The following is a 25,554-nucleotide window of genomic DNA, read 5'->3' on the forward strand; positions in this document are numbered from 1 at the left end:
TTCCCTGATTACAGTTCCCGTTTGCAGGCCAGCGGCATGCGCCACCCCGTACCGAACGAGCGCGGCGTTAGCTTGATGCCGGGCGCGGCCTGCCGCCGTTTGAATTCGGCGAACCGGACCAGTCCGAGCACCTTGTCCACCGTGGGTTCCTCAAAACCGGCGGCAATGATTTCGTTGCGTGATTTGTGCTGTTCCACATGGAGTTCGAGGATGGCGTCGAGGATGTCGTATTCGGGCAGGGAGTCCTGATCCTTTTGATCCGGTCTCAGCTCTGCGGACGGTGGTTTCTCAATGATTTCCACCGGGATGTGCGGGGCAATATGCTCGTTGTACCAGCGGCACAGGGCGAACACGCCGGTCTTGTCCACGTCGGAGATGACGGCGAAACCGCCGGACATGTCTCCGTAAATGGTGCAGTATCCCACGGCCAGTTCACTCTTGTTGCCTGTGGTCAGCAGCAGGGCACCGAGTTTGTTGGACATGGCCATGACCAGATTGCCCCGGATACGGGACTGAATGTTTTCCTCCGTGGTGTCCACTGGTAGTCCGGCAAACGGTTCGGCCAGCGTTTTCTCGAACTGGGCCATTATCGGTTCAATAGGCAGGGTCACGGCCTTGATGCCGAGATTCCTGGTCAGGGCCAAGGAGTCATCAATGGACCCCTGACTGGAGTAGGGCGAGGGCATGAGCACGCAGGTGACGTTTTCCGCGCCCAGCGCTTCGGCGGCCACCACGGCGGTGATGGCCGAGTCAATGCCGCCTGACAGGCCGACAATGGCCTTTTTGAATCCGCTCTTGAGCACATAGTCACGGGTACCCAGCACCAATGCGTGCCAGGTTTCGGATTCCCGGCAAAAATCATCGTCTGCCAGTGTGCCCTCGGTCATGGCGTCCAGATCCACGACCATGACCTCTTCCTTGAATCCGGCAGCGCGGGAGCACAGTGTGCCGTGTGCATCAAAGGCGCTGGAACGACCGTCAAAAACGAGGTCGTCGTTGCCGCCTGTCTGGTTGGCGTAGAGGAAGGGGGTGGCATATTTCTTTGCCATGGCACCGAGCATGTCCTCCCGGAGCAACTGCTTGCCCAGGAAGAGCGGCGAGGCCGAAAGATTGAGGATGGCGTCAGGGGCGTGGGCTGTCGCAGCCTCCAGCGGGTCGCGGTCATAGGTCCGCTTGTCCCAGTAATCTTTGTCATTCCAAGCGTCTTCGCAGATGGTCACGGCCAGGATCTTCCCCGCGTATTCCAGGATGTTGGCCTTGGGATCGCCTTCTGGTGCCGGTTCGAAATAGCGCGCCTCGTCAAAGACGTCATAGGTGGGCAGCAGGGTCTTTTTGAATGAGCGGCGGACCTGGCCGCCTTCCAGCCATAACGCGCAGTTGTAGATGGGCTTGCCATGGCCCGAGTCATTGCGTTCCACCGCGCCCAGAAGCAACGGCGGACCGTCCTTCAAGGCTGCGGCCAGTTGCTTGGCCTGGTCTTCCACCTGCCCGATGAATTCGTCATAGAGCAGTAGATCACGTGGAGGATAGCCGGTCAGGGCCATCTCCGAGGTCATGCACAGGTCCGCACCAAGTGCGGCTGCCTCGTGCGCAGCAGCCTGAATTCGGGCTGCATTCCCTTTCAGGTCCCCTACCACGGAATTGAGCTGGAGTATGCCGATTTTCATGGAGCTGGAAGTTACGCCAAAACCTTGGGAGGGGCAAGAACAGTCCGCTTTTGATGGGAAAAAATTATTCATGTGTTGAACGATTAAGTCTTGATGGCCTTTATTTTGCAATGTATTTCTGAGCAGTCAATTTTGTTACACGGCTGTCTGTAGAACCCTTTTACAAACGATACGCGTCATGACCACAGCACTTCCTCGCCTGGCCCTCATCGGTACCGGTTACTGGGGCAAGAACCTTGTCAGAAATTTTCACTCCCTTGGCTGCCTCAAAATGTTGTGCGACCGCAGCACTGAGTCGCTGGCCGTTTTTCAGGGACAATATCCCGGACTGGAAATATGTACCGCGCTCAATGAGGTGCTTAAACGTGATGACATCGACGCCGTGGCCATAGCCACCCCGGCAGAGCATCACGCCATTCAGGTCAAGGAAGCTTTGTTGGCGGGTAAGCATGTGTTCGTCGAAAAACCCATGGCACTGGACGAAGACGATGCGCGTGAGCTTATTGATATTGCAAAGGAGCGCGGTCTGACCCTCATGGTCGGCCATTTGCTGCAATATCATCCTATCTTCAAGGCACTGCTCAAGTATGCCCGGGAAGGGAATCTTGGGCGTATCAATTACGTTTATTCCAACAGGCTCAATCTGGGCAAGATTCGCCGTGAAGAGAATATTCTCTGGTCTTTTGCCCCTCATGATATTTCCATGATCCTCAGTCTGGCCGGAGAGGAACCAGAGAGCGTGTCCGCTGAGGGCGGCTGTTTTTTACACAACTCCATCGCCGACGTCACCACCAGTCACCTGAACTTCCCATCAGGTATGCAGGCGCATATCTTCGTGTCCTGGCTCCATCCCTTCAAGGAGCAGAAGCTCGTGGTGGTGGGTGACAAGAAGATGGCCGTGTTTGACGATACCCTGCCGTGGGAAGACAAGCTGCTCATTTATCCTCACGACATGCGGTGGGAGGACGGCGTTCCCGTGCCGGTCAAGGCAGAGCCGGAACGTCTTGAAATTACTCAGGATGAGCCGCTCAAGCTGGAGTGCCTCCACTTTCTCGAATGCGTCCGTGACAACGTGACTCCGCTCACTGACGGTGAAGAGGGCGTGCGCGTCTTGTCCGTGCTCAATCGCTGCCAGAAGGCCTTGGATCGGAAAGAGTTCAGGGATATCAAAATTGAGTACTCAGCTCATGAGTCGGCCGTGGTGGACCCGGCTGCTGCAATCGGCAAAGGCACCAAGATCTGGCATTTCTCCCACGTCATGAAGAATGCCGTGGTGGGCGAAAATTGCAACATCGGGCAGAATGTAGTGGTTTCTCCTGGCGTACGTGTGGGCAACGGCTGCAAGATTCAGAATAATGTTTCGCTCTACACGGGTGTAGAATTGGAGGACTTTGTCTTTTGCGGGCCGTCCATGGTCTTTACCAATGTTTTCAATCCTCGCGCCGAGATCCGGCGCATGGACGAGACCCGGTCCACGCTGGTGAAAAAAGGGGCCACCCTTGGTGCCAATTCCACCATCGTCTGCGGCAACACCATCGGCTCATACGCCTTTGTGGGAGCCGGGGCCGTGGTCACCAAATCAATCCCCGATCATGCGTTGGTTATGGGCAATCCCGCTCGGCAGGATGGCTGGATGTGTTCTTGCGGCATCAAGCTCAAGGATGATCTGACATGTTCCGTCTGTGGCAAGGCGTATGTCGAGACCGACACCGGCTTGCAGGCCAAATAACCGAACCCGGAGAATCTCGTGGCACCTTACGGCAAACGCATCGCCTTTCACGTTCCTTTTCGGTTGGGGTACGCCATCTCCGGCGGAGGTATCCGTCCGGGCAAGATGATCGCTGCCTTTGAAGAGTTGGGCTATGCGGTGGATGTCGTCTCCGGTGACAAGGCCAATCGCATGAAGGGTATTGACGAAATCCGGCAGCGTCTGGAGCGTGGTGAAGAATACGCCTTTTGCTACGCCGAGAGTTCGGTCCTGCCGACCATGTTGACCGAGAAGGGCAATAAGCCGTTCTATCCATTTGTGGACTTTGACTTTTTCCGCATGCTTAAGAAACGGGGCATCAAAGTAGGGTTGTTCTACAGGGATATATACTGGAAGTTCAGATACTTCATGCAGGATAAACCGGTCTATGAGCGGTGGTGGCGCAAATTTTTCTATCACTTGGACTTCCATTACTACACCGAGTTGCTGGATGTCTTCTTCTTGCCGAGTATGAAGCTGGCGTATCTGCTGCCGGAGAATTTGAAATCAAGGGCATTTGATTTGCCGGCGGCCCATGACATGAAAGAGGACGTGGTACGCCCGGCACCAAAGCTGCGTGAGGACCTCCGGTTCATCTATGTGGGCGGAGTGTCCAACCCTGTTTACAATATTTCTCCGCTCATCCGTATGGGTGAGGAATTCGCCGTGACCGTCTGTACTCGCGAGGGAGAGTGGGCCCAATGGAAGGGGTTTTACGGCACTCTGCCGAAGAACGTGACCGTTTGCCATCTTCACGGCGATGCTCTCAAGGCTGCATTCAAAGAGCACAATGTATACGCCATTGTCCGTACCAATCATGAGTATTTGAATTTCGCCATGCCCAACAAGCTGTACGAGGCCGTGGGGCAGAACATGCCACTTCTTGCCACCGGGGCGACCAGTGTGGGAAATTTTGTGGCTGCCAATGATATAGGTTGGGTGCTGGACGGAGACTTTTCCGACTTTGATCCTGACAGGATGATTACCGAGTTTGATGCCAAGGTCGAGCATATGCAGCGGATCAAGGCTGAGCATCATTGGGTCATGCGGGCCCGCAAGGTGGAGTCGTTATTGTCTTAGGTGTTATTTGTTCAGGCTACGGATAAGTGTCTCCAGAATAACGTGCGATGTATCACCCTTCCCGTAGAGTGTGTGGCCCCAGTCATATTGCTTGTTGAGCATGCTCTTGACGCTGGTGGCAATGCTCTCGGCTTCGACTCCCGCAAGATCATTAAATCCGTGTTCCACGAGTTCCACCCATTCGGTTTCCCGTCGTAGAGTCACGCAGGGTGTTTGCAGAAAGTACGCTTCTTTTTGCAAACCGCCGCTGTCCGTCATGACCAGAGATGCTCGTTTCAGGAGTCCGATCATATCCAGAAAGCCCACTGGGTGGAGCAGGAGAATATTCTCGTCTTCAAGGGGCAGTCCGAATTCCTGCATTTTTTTGCGTGTGCCGGGATGCACAGGGAAGACCACGGGCAGACTTTTAGCGACCTTACGAATACCATCAAGCATGCCTGACAATCTCCCCCTGTCCGAGGTGTTCTCGGCCCTGTGAAGGGTGACGAGTGCAAACTGTCCGTTTTCTCCGGCAAGGGTGTCAAGCTGTTGCTTTAACGCGGGATTCGGTTCACTGGTCTGGGCATAGTGTTTCAGCGTTTCGAGCTGGATGTCTCCGCATTGAACGACCTTGATTGAGTCGCTGTCCGCAATTCCTTCATGTGCGAGATTGGTAATGGCGGTGGTTGTGGGACAGAAAAGATATGAAGCCATATGATCGGTAAGAACCCGGTTGGTCTCTTCAGGCATGGCTGTGTTGAATGAGCGTAATCCTGCTTCTACATGGGCCACGGGAATGGAGAGGTGCGAGGCCGCCAATGCCCCGGCAAGGGTGGTGTCCGTGTCGCCGAACACGAGCACGACATCCGGTTTCTCCTGAAGCAGAAACGGGCTGAGTCCGGCCAGCATCTCGGAGAATCGCAGGGTCCGGTCGGATGCGCTTGCGGCCAGTTTGAGCTTTGGACGGGGGATATTCAGTTCCGAAAAGAACACGTCCGACATGTCGATGTCGTAATGTTGACCCGTATGCACGATGGATTCCGTGATGGAGTTGCCTTCGCGATTCAGGGCAGCGACCCCCCTGGACAGGGCCGAGGCCTTGACGAATTGAGGGCGCGCGCCGAGTATGGTGACGATTTTCATTATTAATTCCCGATAGCCACGCCGAATTCGGCCATGAGCTTGTCTGCCACAGCCTTGCTGCGGATGTGGTAGCCGATGTCGCGGATATTGCGGCCTTTGACGCGGCAGGTGTTGCAGCAATCGGGTTGACCCGACGTGTTCACCAGTTTGCGGAATCGGGTGATCTTGTCCCCGTACCACATATCGTCAAAATCCTGTTCCAGCAGATTGCCGATGGGACCGCCCGTACGACCACAGCAGAAGAGTACATCGCCATTCAGATTGATGATGCAGTTTTTCCATGGCGAATGGCAGGTGGAATCCATGCAGGCGTCTTCAACCTGTGCGGTGTTTGTGGAGAAGAGGTCGGGAATGGTCACCTCAAGCCCGTGTCTGCGGCCCGCTTCAACGGCCTTGATCATGTTTTCATCACTGAGTTCCTGATGGAAAAACAGGGACTCGCGGGCGATGTCCTCCCGGTTGAAGGCGTTCACATAGAGCACCAGCAGCTTGTCCACACCGATTGATGCCGCGCGTTCGACCAGGGCGGGCAGTTCGCGGATATTCCGTTCCATGGCCACGAAGTTGATCTGGAATGTGGGGTTGGCCTGTCCCATTCGGGCGCGTTCCTCAGCAAACTTTTCCAGATTGCCGAGCACCTGCTCCAGATCGCCGCCCCGGATGGAGTCATAGGTCGCCTGGGTGGCTGCCTCAAGGCTGATCTTGACGATGGAGGCATTGTTTTCAAGCAAGGCCCTGCGTTTGCTTTCGGTAAGGGGCGATCCGTTGGTGATGACTTCGATCTCGCAAAAATTCTCTCCTGCCAGATCACAGAGCTCTTCAAACCGGTTGTAGAGCAGCGGCTCCCCGCCAAAGAGCTGGAAGGTCTTGACCGACGGCAGGACATGCCTGATCTTTTCCACGACCCGCCAGTCCAGATCGCCGGTGAAATCTTCCTGATAGCACATCCAGCAGCGATAGTTGCAGCGCAGGGTGGTGGTCAGGGTGATCAGCTTGGGGTAGGTGATCACGTTCTCGTATTCGTTGGCCGGAACATACCGGTCGTTGAGCTGGTCATTGAGTTTGGTCAGTCGTTCGTTCGTGTTCATGCGAGCTCCTTGGCATCGATGATTTCGCCGCTGAGGTAGACCCCTTCCTCCACCCACAGGGAGTGGTAGGGCCGCCAGCTGTCTGCCTGATCCGCCGTGATCCGGTGACGGATGTTGACCGTGCAGGGCAGGGGATATCGGGCGCGCACCTGTTGTGCGAGAGCATGGATGCCGGATTTTTCCAGATCGGTGACAGGTTCCGTGAAATCGAAATAGGCGGTCTGGCGTGCAAGCGCGGGGCGGGAGCGGATATCCCAGTTGTTGGCCAGTTGTTCGTCACGCATGACCTTGAAATTGCAGGCTTCATGCACCCGGTAATAGTACAGTCGTTCCTCAACGAAATGGATTTTTTCCGGTCCGGCCAGCTCGGCCATGGGCAGGTACAGGGAAAGATCGCCTGCTGCCCGGAAATAGGTGCCGTTACGGTCGCGGAACGTGTCGTCTTCAAGCTGGTTGAAGAGGTACGCCTTGAAGGAGCGGAGTTGGGAGAATCCCCATGCCTGAGCGCGGGCCGGAGCTGTCCTGATGAACGGTTTGCCCACGGAATGTTCCTGCCCCTGAATATCTTCATCCGTGTAGACGAGATCATAGCCGCTGCAATGGGCGTCCCACAGCTTTTCAAGGCAGGTAGGGCGAATCCAGTCGTCGCCGTCCAGCACGGCCACCACGTCATCGGGGTGCAGGTCTAGACTGCGCAGCCCGGCAAGGGTGTTGCCCATGAGCCAGCCGCGTTCTTCGCCCGTGCGTACCGTGATGCGGTCGTCGCTGGCCGCGTATCCGGCAGCCACCTGCGCCGTGTCGTCACCGGAGCAGTCGTTGGCGACCAGGGCGGTCCAGTCGGTAAAGGTCTGGGCTTGCAGTGATTCCAGACATTCACCGATGTATTCCTCGCAATTGAAGCAGGGAATGACCACGAAAAATCGGGAGGGGTGGAGTGCGCTCTGCTTCATTTCAGCAGCTCCTCTGGTGTGGCGTAGAGCACGGTTTCATTGAGAAAATTATGGTAGTGGCCCAAGCGGTATACGTACCTGTCGAGGCGATCGTTCAGCATGAGTGGCAGACGGTAGAAGTCATCCTTTCGATGGTAGATGCACACGGCCAGTTGGGGGCGGCAACGGTCGATAGTGCGTCGCGCTCCGTTCAGGACCCGCTCTTCAGCCCCCTCCACGTCCAGGCAGATGTAGTCCACCTGTTCGATGCCGAACTCGTCAGTGAATTCATCAATGGATACCGTGTCGATGCTTCCGGTGACTAATCCGGGTGAAGCGTCCGGGTTGAGCGTGGTGTGCTGTCCCTCTCCGGTCAGGGTAACCGAGGTTGCCTCGTTCCAGAGTCCCTTTTGGTGGATGTGGACGCGGCCTGATCCGGTGACGGTTGTGAGGGCCGTTTCGGAAAAGCGTTTCGTTCCCTGAGGTTCAAATCCGTGTACAGTCGTGAGTTTGGGAAATCCGTCAAGGAATTTGACGCAATCCGTGCCGTCAAAGGCTCCGGCGTGGAGAACTGTTCCGATGGCTTCAATGTTGACGAAATCCATGTATTGTTCCGTCAAATGACCGAAGACTGTCTGTCTGATGGCGGGGTAGTCCCGTATTTCCGGGGAAATTTTTTCTGTGGAAACCAGTGGGGAATTTTCCAGACGGCACTCAGTCATGAAGCGGAATATCTCCCTGTCTTTCGCGGTGGCGAGCATTGCGTTGACCGCTTCCAGTTCCGGGACGATTCGGTCCATGTCTTCACGGGAGTATATGTACTTGTGCCACAGGGAGGGCGCGGCCACCTTCCAGTTGTTCACCCCCAGTCTGGAGAGGTCGCGACTGATATCGCGCCACCAGGCCGAGGCAATGAGAATGAGGTCATAGGATCCCGAAAGCTGTTCTAGGTCGGCCAGTCTGAAAATGCGAAGCCCACCGGCTTCCCCCGTATTGAAGGTGTCCAGTAGGCAGGGGACAGTCACATCAGGCCTATGGATGTGGAGTTGTTTCACCACGGTCATGGCTGCTCCTCCGCTGCCGTAAACAATGACGCGGCCCTGGGCGGGGAGTCCGTCCAGAGCGGTGAAATGCGTGGTGCTATCTGTCGTCTGTTCGTTCATCAATCGATCGTTCCTCGTCAGTATTTCGACTCTTTTTGCATCCTGGGGAGTCATAGCAAAATGTATGCTACAGTCCCGGGACGCTCCGACCCAGTTCAGTGAGGACTCGGCCCACATCAAGTTCTGTCATGCAGCGATAGTTTAGCTCACAGCCGTAGTTACCCGGACCCAGCCTGCCTGGTCCATCGTCCTTTCCCTGACAGGGCTGGCAGTCGAGATCAAGGTTCAGACTCCGCACGTTAGTCCGTTTGTGCTCATTTTTTTCCATGGATGATGGCCCGAAAAGCATCAACGTGGGTACTCCGGCGGCAGCGGCCATGTGTGCCGGTCCGCAGTCGTTGGCGATCACGCCACGCGCGGATTTCAGCAGGCAGGCAGCCTCGTTGAGGGAGAGGGTCGTGAGATACTCGGCATTGCCAGCCGTGATGGGTGTCAGGAAGTCGAGGGTCGCATACGCGTCCAGATCCTCCTGTCGGCAGAGGACCACGGGATTGTCCAGCCGCCGGATGAGTGCGTCCATGTGCGGCCACCGCTTGGAGTCCCAGCCAACCTTGCTGCCGGGGCAGATCACGATCCGATCCCGCCATGATTGCGGCAATTCGGTGGGGGCTCCGCCGATGAAGGTGTCGCCGAGATCAACGTCCACCCCCAGAATATTCGTGAAAAATTGTGCGGCGAACCCCGGTTCATGACCCGGCGTGCCCACCCTGTACGGGCCGTGGAAGAAATCGGTCTTTTCGCGGTTGTTGTGGTCCTCGATATTGAGGCAGATATCCGCAGACATGTGTGCCAGTTCGGTCTGGTTAACGACGTGTAGGCCATCCCTGCCGTGTCCCAGAAACAGGGAGTCGAGCGGGGCGTTCAGATCGGACGTGGGGCAGAACCATGTCTCCCAACCGTGCCTGAGCGCGGCTGACACGAGGCAGGTGTTGAGCACGATGTTGCCGATCCCGCCGGTGGCCTTGATCACGAGTGACTGTATGGGCGTCCTGGGAAGCGGCGGGATCGTCTGGGGCGTCGCGTCGTCCGTCCATACCCTGACGACTTCGGTATGCCCCAGCAATCTGAGCGCGGTCAGGATGAACGGAGCTATCTGCGGCGACTCCGAGACTACGTGCAGTGGAGTGTGTTCAGGTGGGAGCAACAGGGTGGCGATTTTGTCCAGATCGTTCCGGCAGGGGGCGATGTTGCCGCCTGCGTAGGTGCGGACAGCTCTGTTTGATCCGGCAAAATATTCCTGGTCATCCTCATGGCAGATCACCATGGCATAGAGTGCGTTGGACGCCAACAAGGCTGCCTTTTTATGTTTGCCCAGTCCTTTTTCCGGGAAGAGAAGCGTACCTGTCCGTGCCTGCATCAGAAGATCGCCATCTGGGTTTCGCCGAGGATGTCACAGGGCGCACAGTTGCCGAAATCCGGGCAGACCGAAACCGCCTCCGGGGTTTTGAGTGGGCCTTCAAGCATGTTTTCCAAGGGGTGGTCGTTACGCATCATGCGAGACACGCATTGGTACCGGGTTCCGTCCGGGCCGATAAGGTAGATAGTCTTGGCGCAGACCGCAGTGTGGAGCGCGGGTTGGCATGAACCGTCAAAAGTCCGTTGGTCGGCATCTTTGTCCAAATGGAGCCCCTGGCTTGAGAAAAAGGCAAGATCGTCATCGAGCGTTGCCCGTGTCTCCTCGGCATCGATGGCGTGGATGTCCGCTGTAAACAACGGATTGGCATACATCTTTTGTACGTTGGCAAGGAATCGCTTCCGGTCGGCGCGTTTTTGCGGATGCCAGCTGATATAGAAATGCACGGGCCGCTTTATGGCGCTTAGGGCGTCCTGTAAATCCAGGCAGAAATTTGAATAGATACGGATTTTTAACTCTGCTGTAACTCCGTTGACCAGATCAGGTAACCCTTTGTAAAGAAAGGGTTCTCCACCAGTAAGGACGATGTGTCGGTGTTCCCTGTTGATGGCTTTGCTCCACATTTCTGGAGGGGCTGTCCGGTAGACGTGTGGTCGCTGGCCCATCTGCTCATTTACGCAATATCCGCATCGCAAGTTGCAGGCCAAGGTGGGGTATATGCGTAGATGCCCGTCGAATTGAGCCGAAGAGGCATACTCCTGGAAGGGCTTGTGTGAGAATCTTTCGATGTGATGGGCAACAGTATCAATGAAGTTCATATTTCATTCGGTTGGCTAGTGGTTTTGTTCTTTCCTAGTAGAATAGTGTAGCAAAAAGTGATCCGAAAAGACATGGGGCCTCTGTATTAAAGAGGGCTTGTTCATGAAGTCGTACTCTAAACCTTTTGGGCGAAAGAGACGATGAATACTTTAATGACAGGTGATTTGTCGTTCGGCATGGCTCCTGCATTCAAGTTGTTGGAGAGTCATTTTTTGGTCAGTGGAGAAAGAAGATGTGTAGTCAACTGATGGGAAATCATTTACAAACCGATTGAACGTTGAAGATAAACGCAAGAGGTTCTGATGGGTATCAAGGTGTTGGTCACAGGAGCCAGAGGGTACATTGGGAGTGCGCTTACTCGCAGGTTGGACAGCCTTGGAGTGAAATGGGTGCCTTTCCAGGGTAATGTGTGTGATCCTAAAGTCTTTGAGAGCTTTGAGGATTGCTCTTCTGTTGTGCATTTGGCTGGCAAGCTCAGGGTTGAAAGTAATCTTGAGGCACAAACGGGACTGATGGATACCAATATTATCGGTACGTACAATGCAGCTCGTTTTGCCGCTCAAGGTAATCGTTCGTTTTTTTATGCATCCTCGTGCCATTACGATCCGACAGAGCCGGTTCCCAGCGATGAAAGTGTTCAGATTACACATTCTTCACCCTACAGTTTTTCTAAATTTTCAGGTGAGACTTTGATCGAAGGATGGCGCAGGTATTTCGATCTTACTGGTGCCGTGTTCAGGATTTTCAATGTATATGGTCCCGGTCAGAATAAAGGATTTGTCATACCCGACTTGCTCGCTCAGGTTGCCTCTGGTGAAGTCAGTGTAATGAATCTCGACGATGAAAGGGATTTCGTCTTTATTGATGATGTAGCGAGACTGATGGCCACGGCAGTTATGACCCCACACGATGATCTGGTTACAGTCAATGTCGGAAGTGGGCAAACACAGAGCATCGGACAGGTTTTGGATCAGATGTTTGCCCTGACTGGCAGAACCTTGCCGGTGAAGGATCGCGGTCTGCGGTCTGCGATCCCCCATAGCCAGGCCGACATCTCATTTGCCAAAGATTTCTACCAATGGACGCCACGCGTTTCGTTTGATGCGGGACTTGCGTCCATCGTCAAGCACACATTTCAACAGCACCCAAAGGAACAAAATGAGCACACGAGCGGATTTGGAAAACTTTTGGAAAGGTGAGTTCGGCAACGAATATGTGGATCGTCATGAGGCCGAGCGGCTGGTTCCCGCCAAGAATTTCCAGTTCCAGACTATGCTGGAAAAAGTGGAGGGGTTGCAGAGCGTCATAGAACTGGGCACAAACCGGGGATACAATCTGCAGGCCATTCACGAAATGGTACCTGATGTGGAGTTGCATGGCGTTGAAATCAATGATGTTGCTGTGGAAATCGTCCGTCAGCAACCGGGAGTCAACTCCGTGTTTCACGGTTCACTTTTTGATGCGCCCGAAGACCGGACGTATGACCTTTCATTCACGACCTGTGTGCTCATTCATATAGGCCCAGACATGATCCAGGAAGCGTACCACAAGCTGTACCGTCTTTCTCATCGCTATATCCTTATGTGCGAGTATCACAATCCCACCCCGGTCATGGTTACTTATCGAGGACATGAAAACCGGCTTTTCAAACGTGACTTTGCGGGTGAAATACTCGATTTGTATCCTGACCTCTCTTTGGTTGATTACGGGTTTTTCTATTCGAGAGATCCTCGATATGGCCTGACTGACACCAACTATTTTCTTTTGGAAAAGAAGTAATTACAGGACGATGCCATGCAGTTAGTGTCTTTGGAAGAGGCCTTTTCTGGCTTGAACAAAGAGGAAAAGACCAAAAAATATAGAGAATTGTGGCATAAGGCGGCCCGGTTTGAGATACTGACGGATTATCCTCTGCATCTTGATCTGGAACTGTCTGGTGTGTGTAATCTCAGTTGCAAGGATTGTTTTCAGGAGGCCTTGGATAAGAAAAATCTTGGCCTTATGGATCCTGCGCTCTTCAAGCGGATCATTGATGAGGGCGTCCCCCGCGGACTGTGTGCCATCAAGCTGCAGATTCGGGGTGAGTCTTTTCTGCATCCTGATATCTTCGAGCTCATCAGCTATGCCAAACAGGCGGGAGTCCTTGATGTTCAAGTGACGACCAACGCGACATTGATCCGTGATGAAACTATCGATCAGATTTTGGTGAGTGGATTGGATGGGATTATTTTTTCCGTGGATGTGCGTCATCAAGAGGCGTGCGACAAGGCGTCGGCCACCCCGGAGTATGACCATGTGTCCACAGTGGTGAACACGCTCCTGGCTCGGAGGGCGGCGCAGGGTACCCCTTGGGTGCGGCTCAAGTCGAGCATTGACGACCCGTCGCCAGAAGCACAACTGGCTCTCAAGGCTCAATTGGTGGAAGCGTTCCCTCTGGCTGACATACATATCGTCGGCACTATTTTCGATTTTCACAAGGACCGCGACTCCTACCCGGACCTGCAGCAGAATTATACCCTTAATCCATGCTCGTACCTCATGCAGCGGATGGCTGTTTTCTGGAACGGTCAGACCACAGTGTGCTGTATGGATTATCATGGTGATTTTGGTTTGCCGTGGGTTTCGGAAGCCTCGGTACAATCCATCTGGAACTCGCCGCAAATGGAGCATCTGCGTCAGGCTCACACCTCTGGGCAGCGTCCCAAGTTGCCCATTTGTAAACATTGTCATTTGAATGTCTCTTCTGCCACGGATCAGGTTTATCTGGATGACACCCGACGTAACCGGCTGGACCGCGATCTGGGTGTTGTATGCGAGGGATAACAAGGAGTTCCTATGAATTGTAGAATGACCAGAGGCATATACATGCGGGCAAACGGTGAACTCAACTGTTTTTGCTCGACTGGCGAACAGGTCACCCTTGGGAAGCTGGGGGATGCCGATGACGGATCGGACTTCATCAAAGATATCTACATGGGAAAGCGGTTCGAGAGAATCCGCACAAGCATGGAGCGGGATATTCTGCCTTTCCCCCGTCAATGCATGAAGTGCAACTACCTTCAGCCCAAGGACAATTATGATCCTGCTGCCACAAGTAAGACCATCGAGTGGATGCATATCGAGACCTCGGCGTTGTGCAATCTGCGCTGCCCATTCTGTGTTCACGGTGTAACAGGTGACAGGAAGCCACATCGGCCTAAGCCGTATTTCCTGCCACGTGAGAACTGGGTCAAAATGCTCGACGACATCAAGAACGCCGGGCTCGCAGTTCAGTGGATGTATTTCAGTGGCCGAGGTGAGCCGACCCTGCACCCCGAAGTGTGGGAGATGGTGCAGGATGCCAAGACACGGTTCGACACCAATTTCCTGATGAACACCAATGGAAACACTCCGTTCAACCCTCTTATAGTGAAAAGTGGACTGGACAAAATAAAAATTGCAATCGATAGCCTGGATCAGGATACCTATGCCAAGTACCGTATCGGCGGTAAAGTGAAGACCATGCTGGATCTGACCAGAGGCATTGCCGAATATAAGGCAAAGCTGAATGTTCAGTCGCCGACCATTATCTGGCAGAAAGTGCTGTTTGATTTCAACAGTTCTCCCGAGGAGATCTACGAATACCAAAAGAAGGCCCAAGAGTGCGGTGTCGACCGTATCCGTCTCTTTTTTACCTGGACAAAGGGATTTTCTACCCATACCCCGGATGACTATGATCTCTTTTTCCCGGATATCGAAATACACAATCCCTATCAAAAGGGCTTGATCTCAGCCGATCAGATGGATCTGGACAGGCAGAACTCTGTGAGCAGTAAATCTGTTCCCGGCCTCATCAAAGTTCTCAGCGATTTTATGCATTGGGTCGAGCTTGGTACTGAAGATCGCATTGATTATGATCGGTTTGCCGTTCTGAATCTGCATAGCAAGGAATTGTTGTCCTTACGTCAAGATGAAGTTGAAGGCCCCAAGCATCTGGCTGTGTATCGTAAGAGCATACGTGACCTTGCCAATCTCTATCAGGATTTGGGTCAGCCTGGGCAGGCCTGTCAGTACAACGGTATTGCAGACAGGATAGACTCATGAGGCAGGAGATGAAGTTGGAGGATATCCGTCCGGATGGTCCTATGTTTACCCTGCTTTCGGAGCGAAGGAAAATGATCGAGCTGGGGAGTACCCTGTTTGCGACTCAGCCAGAATTGTTTTCAGAGAACCTGAGCTGTCCCCTGTGCGGTTCCACTGACAGGGAAGAGTTCGGAGCCAAAGGCTATACCCGGTTTATGCGGTGCCGCCAGTGTGAAATGCTTTACCTGGAGCATGAGCCCAAGGACAGCCTGCGTTTTAGTAATATCACTGCATCTCCGGCCGCGGATGCCGCCGTGGAAACTGTGCAGGTCGCTACATTTGAAGCACGAAAGAAAAAAAAGTTCGAACCTATCCTGAATAGGTTGTTGCAGGACGCACACTCAGATCAGCCATTGCGTATTCTCGATATCGGGTGTGGTTCGGGGTATTTTCTGGAATTGGTTCGGGAGCGTACTTCGTGGCAGGCTGTTGGCCTTGAAATGAATAGCAAGGCAATCGAGATAGGCCGTGCCCATGGGCTGGATATAGTCAAGGGATCCCTCGAAGCCTATAAACCGGAAGAGCCATTTGATATCGTTGTGTGCGTGGGGGTATTGGCCCATATCTCCAATCCGAAAAAATTGGCTATGGATTTAGGCCGAATGGTCAGAAAAAATGGCTTCCTACTTGTGCGTACGCCCAATTATCAGGGATTCGAGTATACCATGCTCGGCATGTCCCATTCTCATTTCGATCCCATGGAATGTATACATTCTTTCAACCCGGTCAGCATTGCCGAGCTGTTCCGTGCTGGTGGATTTGAGACAGTGGAAGTGACCACACCAGGTCTGCTCGACGTGGATGTGGTGCGTCAGCATCTGCGAATATTTCCTGAGACCTTCACGGCTGGGCCTTTTGAATCCCAATTGCTCTATGACGATTCTTCGGACATGGACGCAACGCGACGGGTCTTTTCTCGTTTTCTGGCCGGAAACTTCATGAGCGGTCTTATGCAGGCCGTTGCCCGAAAAGTGACAGGCTGAGGCAACCCATGGGTGATCTCATGTCACATGTGGAGAGGATGGCAGAGCGTGCTGCTCTCGATCTCGCCGGGTGGGTTCGTGTAAATGGATTCGCCGGATATGACCCTTATGATCTGCCTGGATATCTCTTTGACCGACGTTGTGCGGGTGATCCCGTGTCTTCTAATGACGAGACGCGGCTTCGCGAACAGGACCGGGTCGATCCCGGAGGGCTGCGCGCGGAGTTGGGGCTGGCTCCTGCCGTCAATGCCAAGGCCCTTGGGTTGCTGTTGGGTGCCTTTTCCATTTTGCATGACGGCGGCCTCGGTGACTGGACGGATGAGATGGCCCTGTGCGTTAACTGGTTGGATGAAAATGCCATTCCCGGTTTTGCCGGAACCGGATGGGGATATCCCTTCAATTGGGAATCCTATCAGGTCATCCCGGCAGGTACTCCCACGAGTGTGAACTCCTGCCATGTGGGGGACGGTTTTCGGCAGCGGTATTTGGCCACTGGTGATACTGTCTGGCTCGGTCGCTGTCAGTCTGTTGCTGAATTCTTGTTCTCTGACTTGAACGAGGATCATGTCTCCGGCAGGGGGCGCTGCTACAGCTACACTCCCATCGATTTCTTTCACGTACACAACGCGAATCTCGGTACGGCAGAGTTTCTTGTCTGGACCGGATTGACCTGTGGTCGCGAGGAGTTTGTGCTCGCAGGACAGGATGCGTTGGCCTTTACCCTGTCAGATCTGGATGATCGGGGGACGCTGACCTACTGGGCGCGGGGATTCGAGCCCAATGAGGGGTTGGTGGGGTTCATGGATCATTATCATACGGCAGCCGAGCTGCGTTCGTTGTTGCGTCTGACACGCATGCTCCCTGAACAGTCCGAAGTCCGGGCGGCATTTGATCGCTATTTCCATTACTATCTGACCGAATTTTTTGATGACCACTCCCGCCCCGTGTTGCGGCCCGGATTCTCCTGGCTTCCTTTTGATATTCATGCAGGGGCCGAGGCTGCGTACATTCTCGGAGAGTCTGTACACGAGCACCCCGCTGCAAAGGACAGGCTTGTCGAATTCCTGCCGTGGTTTCTCTCCACCTGCCGTAACCCTGACGGGAGTTATCTATTTCGTATTGAGGAATGTGAGGGGAAGGAATGTGCGCGTACCTTTCCCTTCCTGCGATGGGGGCAAGCTTGGACCCTACGGGGGCTGTGTGCTGTTTTGACTGGTTTACGAGGTATATGATGAAGCCAAAGGTATTGATTATATTTGAGAGTTATTCAACCGCGATTCATATGGCTCCGGTTTATCAGGCGCTGATGGAGAGAGGGCGTGTCGAACCGGTCGTTTTTGCGACGTTTGCAGAATCAATTCCGGTAACGGTTTTTGAAGAATACGGTGTGCAGTTTTTGAATGTGAAAGATGTGATTGACGACGATGACCGTGAAGTGCTGAACGGGTTAAGGACAGACTATGCCGAAATTTTTAATGCGGCCGTTGAGCAACATGGACTGGATACGTGCCGGTATAAAGGAGTACCCATGCTTCCCTTCATCAGGGATGAGGCCTTGCGCCTCAACCATATGAAGGTGTTTTGCCATAGAGTCTTTAAAAAATTGGTAAAAATGGTGGATCCGGCTCTGCTTTTTGTTGGATATTGTTCGGGCGGTAAACTGAAACAGTATGTCACGTTGGCCAACCGGATGGGTATTCCGACACTGAATCTACAATATGGTTCAGGGTTGATAGCCAAAGGCACGAGTCGTCGGGAATTGTTCGCTCAGAATTATTGTGTTTGGGGTGAGGCTTTTAAGGACTTATACGTAGATAAAGCCGACAAGCGCAAGAATACCGTAGTTGTCGGTGATCCCGCTTTTGATAAATATGGTGACATTGATTCAAGCTCGGTTCGGGAAGCCTTGAACATATCTTCTGACAAACGGGTCATTTTGGTGGGGCTCGCATATCTTGAAGAATGCAAAAAGGCGGCGAGTCAATTGGTAAAAGCTCAGGTGCACCCCGGTGACGTTTACATATTCAAGCTTCATCCAGGGCAAGCAAATATGAAGGACGAATATCAGAAGGTGGTCGATAGCATCGGCATGGATTCTCGAGTTGTTGCTATGGAATTGTCCCCTTATGAATTGTTGAAGATTTCAGATCACTATATTTGTTTGGAACAGGAAACTCTCTGGGTTTCGTGCTTCCAATTCGATGTAATTCCGACAGTCATAGAGAGTTTTACACGTCTTCCCATTGAGAAGCACCCAATGCCGTGGTTGTTTGACTGTTGTGCCAGCCTGGAGTCTCTGGCCTCCATCGATCAGTTGGATGATGTTGTTGCACAAGTTGACAGGGAGTTGTTTGAGCAGGCCAAGCACCGTCTTTGGGATAAAGCTGATTACAAGGCCGCTCCACGTGTCGCGTCTGTTGTGGAGAAGCTGGCATTTGGTCAGACCATGTCGCAAATACAAGTTGAAATGGAGGCGTAGGATGGATTTACAGAGCTACCCCATGCTTTCGGACAGGGTTCTTGGTTTAGATGAGCTGAAGAACAATTCGGCCCTAACGCGGAAGAGCTTGATTGTAATAACCTCTCCTGAACAGCTCGACACTGTGAGCCGACTTACTGATCTGCGGCTGGCAGGCTGCCGGGAGGACGTGGCCCGGCAGTGTGCCGAGCGAGGCATGGAGTGCGTACAGCCTGCTGATTTCGGATATGCATTCATACAGATTTCCGAGACGCTGAACACCATAAATTATCGCCTGTATAAAGGGCGGTTCAATCTCTATGACTATCAGTGGCCGCTCATAGAAAGTCTGGAGGATTTTCTGGCAACGGATGAGCGGCTCGCATTTTTTGATGGTGAACCCCTGTATACTGGGAGTGACTATAATCTCTCACATTTTGCGGGCAATCTCATTATGTATCCGATCGACGTTTTGAATGGATTGCTGGAGTTCTGTGCGCCGGACCTGATTTTGTGCGTGGACCCGGATGGCTCCAGTATGGAACATTATATCTTACACCATCTGGCGGCCGAAGTCGGGCTGGAATACATCAGAGTGGGGGAGAGCCCGCCGTGTGTGGCATAGCCGGAGTCCTTCGCCTGGACAACACCGCTCCTGACCCTGCCGGGGTCAACGCCATGCTCGACGTCATGAGCCATCGGGGGCCGGATGATCGTGATGTGCGTTCGTTCGGATCGCTGGTACTCGGCCATCTGCGGCTATCCATCATTGCACCGTCACCAGAGGGACGGCAACCCATGGCTGATGTCAATGGACGGGCCTGGATCGCCTACAACGGTGAACTGTACAACTATCTTGAATTACGGAGAGAGCAGCGGGACAAAGGAGCGCGGTTTGCCACTGAAACCGACACGGAAGTTTTTTTGTCGACCCTGTTGGATTTCGGCCCGGATGTCATGAACCGTTTTAACGGCATGTGGGCGGCGGCGGTTTGGGAACCGGCTCAGCGGCGGCTTCTGTTGTGCCGGGACAGGATGGGCATCAAGCCTTTGTATTGGTATAGGGACGCTGATCATTTCGTGTTCGCGTCCGAGGTCAAGGGTGTTCTGGCCTGGATGCTGTCAGTAGGCAAACAACCCGAACTGGCCGAAGATTCGGTACAGACGTATATATCCACCGGGCTGGTGGACGGGTTGGAAGAGACTTTTTTTAAAGGCGTGCACCGCTTCCCGGCAGCCCATTATCTGGAGATCATCGACGGTAACATAGGCCCGTTTCAATGTTGGTGGAATCTGGAGGAACGCGCTGCCGAACTCCGTGAGGAACGTGGCGATTGCTCCGGTGAATCTGCGGTTGAGGAGCTGAGATTTCTGCTGGACGACGCCCTGAAGCTGCATTCCCGATCCGATGTTCCCGTGGGCGTGTGTCTGTCCGGGGGGCTGGATTCCAGCGCGGTTGCAGCCCATGCTTCTTCTCATATTCCCGGTCTGCACACCTTTACCTCTGCGTTTCCCGAGGGCGAGGAATGGAACGAGACCGAGCATGCCGAGGCGGTCAACACTCATTTCGGCCTTAGTGGTCATACCCGGATGGTCGATGGTGCGTGTCTGATTGATACCCTGCCGGACATACTCTGGTATCTGGATGAGCCTTCGCTGGCCCTGGGGGTTTTCCCGCAGTGGCATGTCATGCAATTGGCTGCCGAGCGAGTCACTGTAGTGCTGGACGGGCAGGGGGGAGATGAACTGTTCGGCGGTTATGATCCCTATATAGCCATATACCTTTATTCACTGCTTCAAGCGGGCGACCTCCTGAAATACCGGGAAATCTTGCGCGGGTTCCATGGCAATTATGGACAGGGTCGCGCCATGATGCTGGGTCGTGAAGTCAAGGATATCTACCGGGCCGGAAACCGTGCTGGAGCACCGGAGGGGGCCACTGAATTATTGAATGCCCGGCTGCATCTGGAGCTGACCAAAACTCGGCTGCCAGCCCTGTTGCGCTATGAGGACAGGTTGTCCATGGCATTCAGCATGGAGTCCCGGGTGCCGTTGCTTGACTACCGGCTAACGGAGTTTGCGCTTTCACTCCCGGAGTCTCTGAAAATCGGTCCCGGATGGAGCAAGTACATGCTCCGCCTCGGGCTTGATTCGACCCTGCCGGACTCCATTGTCTGGCGAAAGGACAAGAAAGGGTTTCCCACACCGCTTATGGAGTGGATGCAGGGGGCTATGGGGCCGGAAATTATCAACACCATCAAAACGAGTGGGTTGGTGGTTGAATTCGCCGGTCAGATCACCTCGGATCAGGAGCGTGGCTGGCTGGCTGGCAACGGGAGTCAGTGGCATCTGTGGCGACGTATCTGCCTTGCAACCTGGGAGCAGAGCTATCTGTCGCGTCTTGCAAGTGAAATGCGATCACCGTCCCCTATACGCAGGAGATACGAATCATGATGTGCAGTTACCCGCGCATCCAGCCGGGGAAAAGAAGCGTATGGAGGATGGTCGACACATCTGGACCGAGAGTGAACACGGGAACAGAGGCCTGCCACATCTTTCAGCTCATCAAGCAACGTGGTACAATGATTCTAGCCGCCAAAACGGAGTAACTCATGCGCATGTTGGGAATTATTCAATGTCGAATTTCATCCACAAGGTTGCCCGGCAAGGCGCTTATGGACTTGGGTGGGCGGACCATTCTCGAACGGGTGGTAGCACGTTCTCTCATGGCCAAGGAGCTTGATCAGGTGGTGCTGGCCACCTCCATCGAGCCTGAGGACGATGGTGTTGTCGAAGTTGGTGAGGCCATGAACATTCCTGTTGTGCGGGGCGAGCTGGATGATGTCCTGGCTCGGTACATGACAGTGCTCAAGGCGTATCCAGCCGACGGCGTGGTTCGCATTACTGCGGACAATCCATTCACCGATCCGGTCTCTGTGGACAGGGTCTGTCGTGTTTTCATGGATGAGGGGTTGGACTATGCCTACGCCGCCTGTATTCCGTATGGAGCCGGTGCGGATGCCTTCAAATCGTCCATGTTGGAACAGGTCTGGCGTGACTCTACGCTGCCAAGGCATCGAGAGCATATCAACACCTGGTTTCTGGATAATCATCTGGCCTGCAGTATTGGTTCCGTACCTGCACACCCAGGAGAGTCACGGCCTGACGTCTCCGTCACCTTGGACACAGCCGAAGATTTGGCGCGTTTGAGGCAGTTGGTCCTGCTACTGGATAATGCTGACACCGCTTCGCTTGAGGCCGTGATCAGGGCGTATGACTCTTTGCCTGCGGTTGTACGGTAAGGTCGGTTTTACTTCAGCCACGAAACCGTGGTGCGGGCAAATTCTCTATATTTTTCATAATCAGCGACGAAGGCGTCATTACCCGCTTCCTTTTCCTTGAGGATGAAGGCGAGTTTTCTGATGAAATCTCCGGCAAGCAGAAGGAGACCGAGTTCTTTCTCGCTCTCATCGAGTGGTCGGATGGCTGCATACGCTTCCATAAATGTATCGAAGCCCTCCGGTATCCCTGCTGAGAGCCGGAATGCTGCGAACATGGCATCTGCAATGATCGGATTGTGGGAGAAACTTTCGAAATCAATGAGCAAAACTTTTCCGTTGACGGGGAAAATGAAGTTGTCCTGGTGCAGGTCATTGTGAACCAGAGCTGTGGGTACATGGTTTTGAGCCTTGTCTGCCTCTGCGACTATGGGAAGGAATTCTTCAAGATCAGTGCCTGCCAGGAGGCGATGAATGTCTGGTGCAGGCACGAACAGAGGCGGTCGAGTTAACGGTGCTTTGACCGTTATCATGGCTTCATGGATACATGCCACAGCTTGGGCGGCACTGGATAGCTTCACCTGGCGACTGTCGTGAATGAAATCGAAGAGGGCAAAAAAACCATCAGTGTGCTCCAGAATGAGTTTGCCTGACCTGGTTGGATGGTGTGCTGGTATTCTGCCTGTCGGTGCACAAGCAGAGAGAATGGATTCCAGAACGGATGCACGATCTGACTCAAGACGCCAAAAACGTTTGAGGAGCAGGCTCCTGTGTTCATGTTGAACGCTGAACAAGGACCTGCCTTTGTCAAAGGGGGTTACCCGAATGTCTTTCGGCAGGCTGAAAGCGTGCAGAACCTCACTTGGGATGACAACCTTCCTCGTCACGAGATATCTTCCCAGCGTATGAACGCGCCCTCAGAGACAGGATTGCTCAGGGTGTGCCCTTCCAGTTCGTCCCAGTGCTCCACACCAATGCCGAGTCGGGGTTTGCCGAAAGTGATGTTGGTCAGGTTAATTATGTCGCCTTGTACGAGGTTTCGTTTGGCGACCAGGGCTACCCGATGAGGGCTTTGGGGACGGAGTCCCGGTTTCATCGGTTTTTGTGGCTGACCCATGGCCTCGTATACCATGTGCATGGTGCGCAGGACTTCGGGCAGATCCTCTATGGTTACGGACCAGATGTGTTCACACGCCTCCATGAATCGGTCTCGCGAGATGGGTTTTTCGATCACCTGCGCCCCTGCGGCAACGGCGGCATGGACCATTTCATAGCCGTCAAAATGATCTGACAGTCCAACTGGTGTTTGGAAGAGCTCCATGTATCGGCTCATGACCCGAAGATTGTGCTGCCATGGCTCCCCCGGGTGTCCGTCAGGCTGGTGGTTAACGATAAGCCGTTCGCAACCGGCATCACGAGCTATCTTGACCGCCATCTCCACTTCATGCTGCCACGCTCCCCCGGTATCCAGAACAAGCGCAAGTCCGCTCCGCGCCGCATAGCGGATGAGCGGGTAGTGTACGATGTCTGGTGAGGCAATCTTGATTGATTCAGCGCCGATCCTGACAAGAAAATCCACCCGTTCTTCGTCGTGGGCCGTTGCCATGAAAGGGACACCTAATTGGTCTGCGAGCTTTTTTATTTCATGGTGTTGGTCAAGAGTGAACTGGTAACGGCGCATGTGATCAAGCAAGGGGACTTCATACCGTTTTCCCCGGATGCTGAAAGTCTTTATTGCCGAGTTGTCGCGCACTTCGGTTTCATAGAACAGTTCGGATTTGATGCAGTCGGCTCCTGCCTCAACTGCTTTGCGAGTCAGGTCTAGTGCCACATCAAGGTTCCCCTCATGGCAGGTCCCCAGCTCAGCGATGAAAAAGGGAGGATGACCTTCTCCGATGAGTTTCTCTCCAATTTTCACGGTATTCATTTTTTTTCACCTTCGCTGTTCGGCTGTTCATTTTCGAGATATTTGATGATGGGAATTTCACGGCCGTCTACATTCAAGGTATCACCTGTGTACTGGCCACCGTCCGGGCACAGGGTGCATCCCAGATGGTCCAGGCGTCGTTTTTCTCGCATGTCTTTGCGAAAGACCTGAAATTTTGTGGAAGTCCAGATTGCTTTCAGGGAGGTCTTCTGCACATTGCCCATGGCGTGATGCAGGTGGTAGTCGCCGTGGCAGGGGATGACCACGCCGTCCCAGGTGATGAAAACCCGCTGAAAAGGGGACTGGCACACATACTCCGGGTCGTGTTTGATGAGCTCGGGATTTTCCCGATGCTGTTCCGCAATGACCGCAATCCTGTCTACATAGGGTTCCCAGTAGTCGAAGTATTCGGGAGTGTTCGCAATCACACCGGAAATGGTCTGCACGCGCACAAGCGGCTTGGCAGTGTTTCGGGACTTCTTCAGGCGGTATAAGGTGCGGACTATGTTGGTTATGTACTCAAAGGTGATGGGTTTGCGGATGCGTTCATACTCTTCGTTCAGTCCATCGATTGAAAACGATATCCAGTCCAAACCTGCGTCCATGAACGCCTTGAGGGACTCCTCGTTCAGCAGTCCGCCATTTGTGAGGAAGGCAACATCTCGGATGCCTTTTTCTTTTGCATAGCGCACCATCTCCACCAGCCGTGGATTCATGGTTGGCTCGCCTCGCCAACTGAGTTTGACGGAAAAGACATTGTGCTCCGCACATTCGTCAATGATCTTGGTGAAAAGATCGAAATCCATGAGACCGCGCATGGTCCCGTCGTCCATTTGGGAGCGGGTGCACATAGGGCATTGCAACTGGCAACTGAGTGATGTCTCGATGTCCACGGTCTGTGGGAAGTCAGGGACAATGTTCAGGCGAGGGAACCAGTGCCATTTGATACGATCCCAAAGTAGGAGCAGGAAGTGCCCACGCCGGAAGAAGTACCGGAGATTGTCGAACCGTTTGTTCACCACGAAATAGTTCAGATTGATTTTCATCGTACAGAGGCTTCACTGGGTTTGAGATTATGGGGTTTCAAGGCCATCCAACGCTTCGGCGATGATAAGGTCTTCGGGTTCATCAATGTCCACCGATCTGAGTCGAGGCATGAGATACCCCTTTTGCGGAGAGCCGTGAAACGTTTTTGCCTTGAGAAAAGCTGGAACCGAAAAAGCGTATGTGCTTCCGTTGTCGATGACGAATTTCGGCAGATCCTGCCGTTTTTTCAGCGCCCATTCGGGGAAGGCAAACTGGAGCAGACCGTTCACTTCGATTTTTGCCATGTTCGGTGGGAAGGGATATTCGGAAACCGCCACCGAGAAATCACACTGCCCTGTTGTAATCAGATCGACCGTTCCCTTGATATCTTTAGCCTTTCTCAATGGCGCAGCAGGAAAAAGGCAGCAGAGTATATCCCATGTTCGACCGGCTGATTTTTCGGTGTGCAGGAAGTCCATACAGACTTCTGCCAGCCCGACGGTGTCTCCTGCCAGAGCGGGAGGTCTTTTTACGGTCTCCGCGCCGAATTTCGTTGCGATGGAGGCAATTTCATCATCGTCAGTTGAAACGACAACGCGATCGAAAAGACCTGTTTTTTCAGCTTCTTGAATGGTGTAAGAAATGACGGGCATTCCCTTGTATGGAGCGATGTTTTTGCGCGGAAAACGTTTGGATCCGCCGCGGGCAGGAATGAGTGCCATGATTTTCTTCATGCAGGGTCCCAGGAGCTGAAGTGTTTGTTGATCCATTAATATATTACGATTAATTTA

Annotated in this window: 23 protein-coding genes; 12 read left to right on the forward strand and 11 right to left on the reverse strand. The window is 53.6% G+C overall.

All coding sequences use genetic code 11. The features are described from left to right. Positions 1-8 precede the first annotated feature (8 nt). Positions 9-1,667, reverse strand: a complete 1,659-nt coding sequence (locus SRBAKS_RS12120) for an NAD+ synthase (protein ID WP_229591158.1) — start codon at positions 1,665-1,667, stop codon at positions 9-11. A gap of 178 nt (positions 1,668-1,845) precedes the next feature. On the opposite strand from SRBAKS_RS12120, the gene SRBAKS_RS17865 reads away from it, so the two are divergent. Together SRBAKS_RS17865 and SRBAKS_RS12135 are read left to right on the forward strand one after the other, a co-directional pair. Then, positions 1,846-3,396, forward strand: coding sequence for a Gfo/Idh/MocA family oxidoreductase (locus SRBAKS_RS17865; RefSeq protein ID WP_283816470.1), 1,551 nt, complete (start codon positions 1,846-1,848; stop codon positions 3,394-3,396). Positions 3,397-3,414: 18 nt separating this feature from the next. Next, entirely contained in the window at positions 3,415-4,494 is a 1,080-nt protein-coding gene (locus SRBAKS_RS12135) for a hypothetical protein (protein WP_229591159.1), read from the forward strand. A 3-nt stretch (positions 4,495-4,497) separates the two neighbouring features. On the opposite strand, the gene wecB is transcribed toward SRBAKS_RS12135, so the two are convergent. The 6 genes from wecB to SRBAKS_RS12165 all read right to left on the reverse strand — a co-directional run bounded on the left by wecB (position 4,498) and on the right by SRBAKS_RS12165 (position 10,968). Continuing rightward, on the reverse strand, positions 4,498-5,616 hold the full coding sequence (wecB, locus tag SRBAKS_RS12140; protein ID WP_229591160.1) for a non-hydrolyzing UDP-N-acetylglucosamine 2-epimerase: 1,119 nt from the start codon (positions 5,614-5,616) through the stop codon (positions 4,498-4,500). Positions 5,617-5,618: 2 nt separating this feature from the next. After that, positions 5,619-6,704: a radical SAM protein gene (locus SRBAKS_RS12145; RefSeq protein WP_229591161.1), complete on the reverse strand. Its 1,086-nt coding sequence runs from the start codon at positions 6,702-6,704 to the stop codon at positions 5,619-5,621. Beyond that, positions 6,701-7,654 (reverse strand): glycosyltransferase family 2 protein, encoded by a 954-nt coding sequence (locus tag SRBAKS_RS12150; protein ID WP_229591162.1) that lies wholly within the window; start codon positions 7,652-7,654, stop codon positions 6,701-6,703. The genes SRBAKS_RS12145 and SRBAKS_RS12150 overlap by 4 nt, the downstream gene beginning before the upstream one ends. Next, positions 7,651-8,796, reverse strand: a complete 1,146-nt coding sequence (locus SRBAKS_RS12155) for an FkbM family methyltransferase (protein ID WP_229591163.1) — start codon at positions 8,794-8,796, stop codon at positions 7,651-7,653. Before SRBAKS_RS12155 ends, SRBAKS_RS12150 begins: the two co-directional genes overlap by 4 nt. Positions 8,797-8,863: 67 nt before the next feature. Further along, positions 8,864-10,153 carry a glycosyltransferase family 9 protein gene (locus tag SRBAKS_RS12160; protein WP_229591164.1) on the reverse strand — a complete coding sequence of 430 codons (1,290 nt, stop codon included), beginning with the start codon at positions 10,151-10,153 and terminating at the stop codon, positions 8,864-8,866. After that, positions 10,153-10,968, reverse strand: a complete 816-nt coding sequence (locus SRBAKS_RS12165) for a radical SAM family protein (protein WP_283816471.1) — start codon at positions 10,966-10,968, stop codon at positions 10,153-10,155. The genes SRBAKS_RS12160 and SRBAKS_RS12165 overlap by 1 nt, the downstream gene beginning before the upstream one ends. Before the next feature lie 303 nt (positions 10,969-11,271). Between SRBAKS_RS12165 and SRBAKS_RS12170 the strand changes: the two genes are divergently transcribed. The 10 genes from SRBAKS_RS12170 (at position 11,272) to SRBAKS_RS12215 (ending at position 21,834) form a co-directional block, all read left to right on the forward strand. Further along, positions 11,272-12,168: an NAD-dependent epimerase/dehydratase family protein gene (locus SRBAKS_RS12170; RefSeq protein WP_229591166.1), complete on the forward strand. Its 897-nt coding sequence runs from the start codon at positions 11,272-11,274 to the stop codon at positions 12,166-12,168. Then, positions 12,128-12,748 (forward strand): pseudaminic acid biosynthesis-associated methylase, encoded by a 621-nt coding sequence (locus SRBAKS_RS12175; RefSeq protein ID WP_229591167.1) that lies wholly within the window; start codon positions 12,128-12,130, stop codon positions 12,746-12,748. Before SRBAKS_RS12170 ends, SRBAKS_RS12175 begins: the two co-directional genes overlap by 41 nt. A gap of 15 nt (positions 12,749-12,763) precedes the next feature. After that, entirely contained in the window at positions 12,764-13,792 is a 1,029-nt protein-coding gene (locus tag SRBAKS_RS12180; protein WP_229591168.1) for a radical SAM/SPASM domain-containing protein, read from the forward strand. Positions 13,793-13,804: 12 nt separating this feature from the next. Beyond that, positions 13,805-15,052, forward strand: coding sequence for a radical SAM protein (locus SRBAKS_RS12185; protein WP_229591169.1), 1,248 nt, complete (start codon positions 13,805-13,807; stop codon positions 15,050-15,052). Then, positions 15,049-16,074, forward strand: a complete 1,026-nt coding sequence (locus SRBAKS_RS12190) for a class I SAM-dependent methyltransferase (protein ID WP_229591170.1) — start codon at positions 15,049-15,051, stop codon at positions 16,072-16,074. Before SRBAKS_RS12185 ends, SRBAKS_RS12190 begins: the two co-directional genes overlap by 4 nt. Before the next feature lie 8 nt (positions 16,075-16,082). Then, a complete protein-coding gene (locus SRBAKS_RS12195; protein WP_229591171.1) occupies positions 16,083-17,306 on the forward strand; it encodes a hypothetical protein in 1,224 nt (407 codons plus the stop codon). After that, the gene (locus SRBAKS_RS12200; RefSeq protein WP_229591172.1) at positions 17,303-18,553 is read left to right on the forward strand and encodes a hypothetical protein; all 1,251 of its coding nucleotides are present in this window, start codon (positions 17,303-17,305) and stop codon (positions 18,551-18,553) included. Before SRBAKS_RS12195 ends, SRBAKS_RS12200 begins: the two co-directional genes overlap by 4 nt. Position 18,554: 1 nt before the next feature. After that, positions 18,555-19,157: a hypothetical protein gene (locus SRBAKS_RS12205; RefSeq protein ID WP_229591173.1), complete on the forward strand. Its 603-nt coding sequence runs from the start codon at positions 18,555-18,557 to the stop codon at positions 19,155-19,157. Then, the gene (asnB, locus tag SRBAKS_RS12210) at positions 19,145-20,986 is read left to right on the forward strand and encodes an asparagine synthase (glutamine-hydrolyzing) (protein ID WP_229591174.1); all 1,842 of its coding nucleotides are present in this window, start codon (positions 19,145-19,147) and stop codon (positions 20,984-20,986) included. The genes SRBAKS_RS12205 and asnB overlap by 13 nt, the downstream gene beginning before the upstream one ends. Before the next feature lie 158 nt (positions 20,987-21,144). Then, complete coding sequence (locus tag SRBAKS_RS12215; protein WP_229591175.1) at positions 21,145-21,834, forward strand: cytidylyltransferase domain-containing protein; 690 nt, start codon at positions 21,145-21,147, stop codon at positions 21,832-21,834. Positions 21,835-21,842: 8 nt separating this feature from the next. On the opposite strand, the gene SRBAKS_RS12220 is transcribed toward SRBAKS_RS12215, so the two are convergent. The 4 genes from SRBAKS_RS12220 to SRBAKS_RS12235 are packed head-to-tail and all read right to left on the reverse strand — an operon-like array spanning position 21,843 to position 25,497. Continuing rightward, complete coding sequence (locus SRBAKS_RS12220) at positions 21,843-22,697, reverse strand: phosphotransferase enzyme family protein (RefSeq protein WP_229591176.1); 855 nt, start codon at positions 22,695-22,697, stop codon at positions 21,843-21,845. Continuing rightward, positions 22,694-23,737, reverse strand: coding sequence for an N-acetylneuraminate synthase family protein (locus tag SRBAKS_RS12225; protein WP_229591177.1), 1,044 nt, complete (start codon positions 23,735-23,737; stop codon positions 22,694-22,696). The genes SRBAKS_RS12220 and SRBAKS_RS12225 overlap by 4 nt, the downstream gene beginning before the upstream one ends. After that, the gene (locus tag SRBAKS_RS12230) at positions 23,734-24,783 is read right to left on the reverse strand and encodes a radical SAM/SPASM domain-containing protein (protein ID WP_229591178.1); all 1,050 of its coding nucleotides are present in this window, start codon (positions 24,781-24,783) and stop codon (positions 23,734-23,736) included. Before SRBAKS_RS12230 ends, SRBAKS_RS12225 begins: the two co-directional genes overlap by 4 nt. 27 nt (positions 24,784-24,810) lie before the next feature. Further along, entirely contained in the window at positions 24,811-25,497 is a 687-nt protein-coding gene (locus tag SRBAKS_RS12235) for an acylneuraminate cytidylyltransferase family protein (RefSeq protein ID WP_229591179.1), read from the reverse strand. Positions 25,498-25,554 lie beyond the last annotated feature (57 nt).

Origin of the sequence: Pseudodesulfovibrio sediminis, assembly GCF_020886695.1 — a bacterium.
In the GTDB taxonomy this organism is placed as follows: domain Bacteria; phylum Desulfobacterota; class Desulfovibrionia; order Desulfovibrionales; family Desulfovibrionaceae; genus Pseudodesulfovibrio; species Pseudodesulfovibrio sediminis.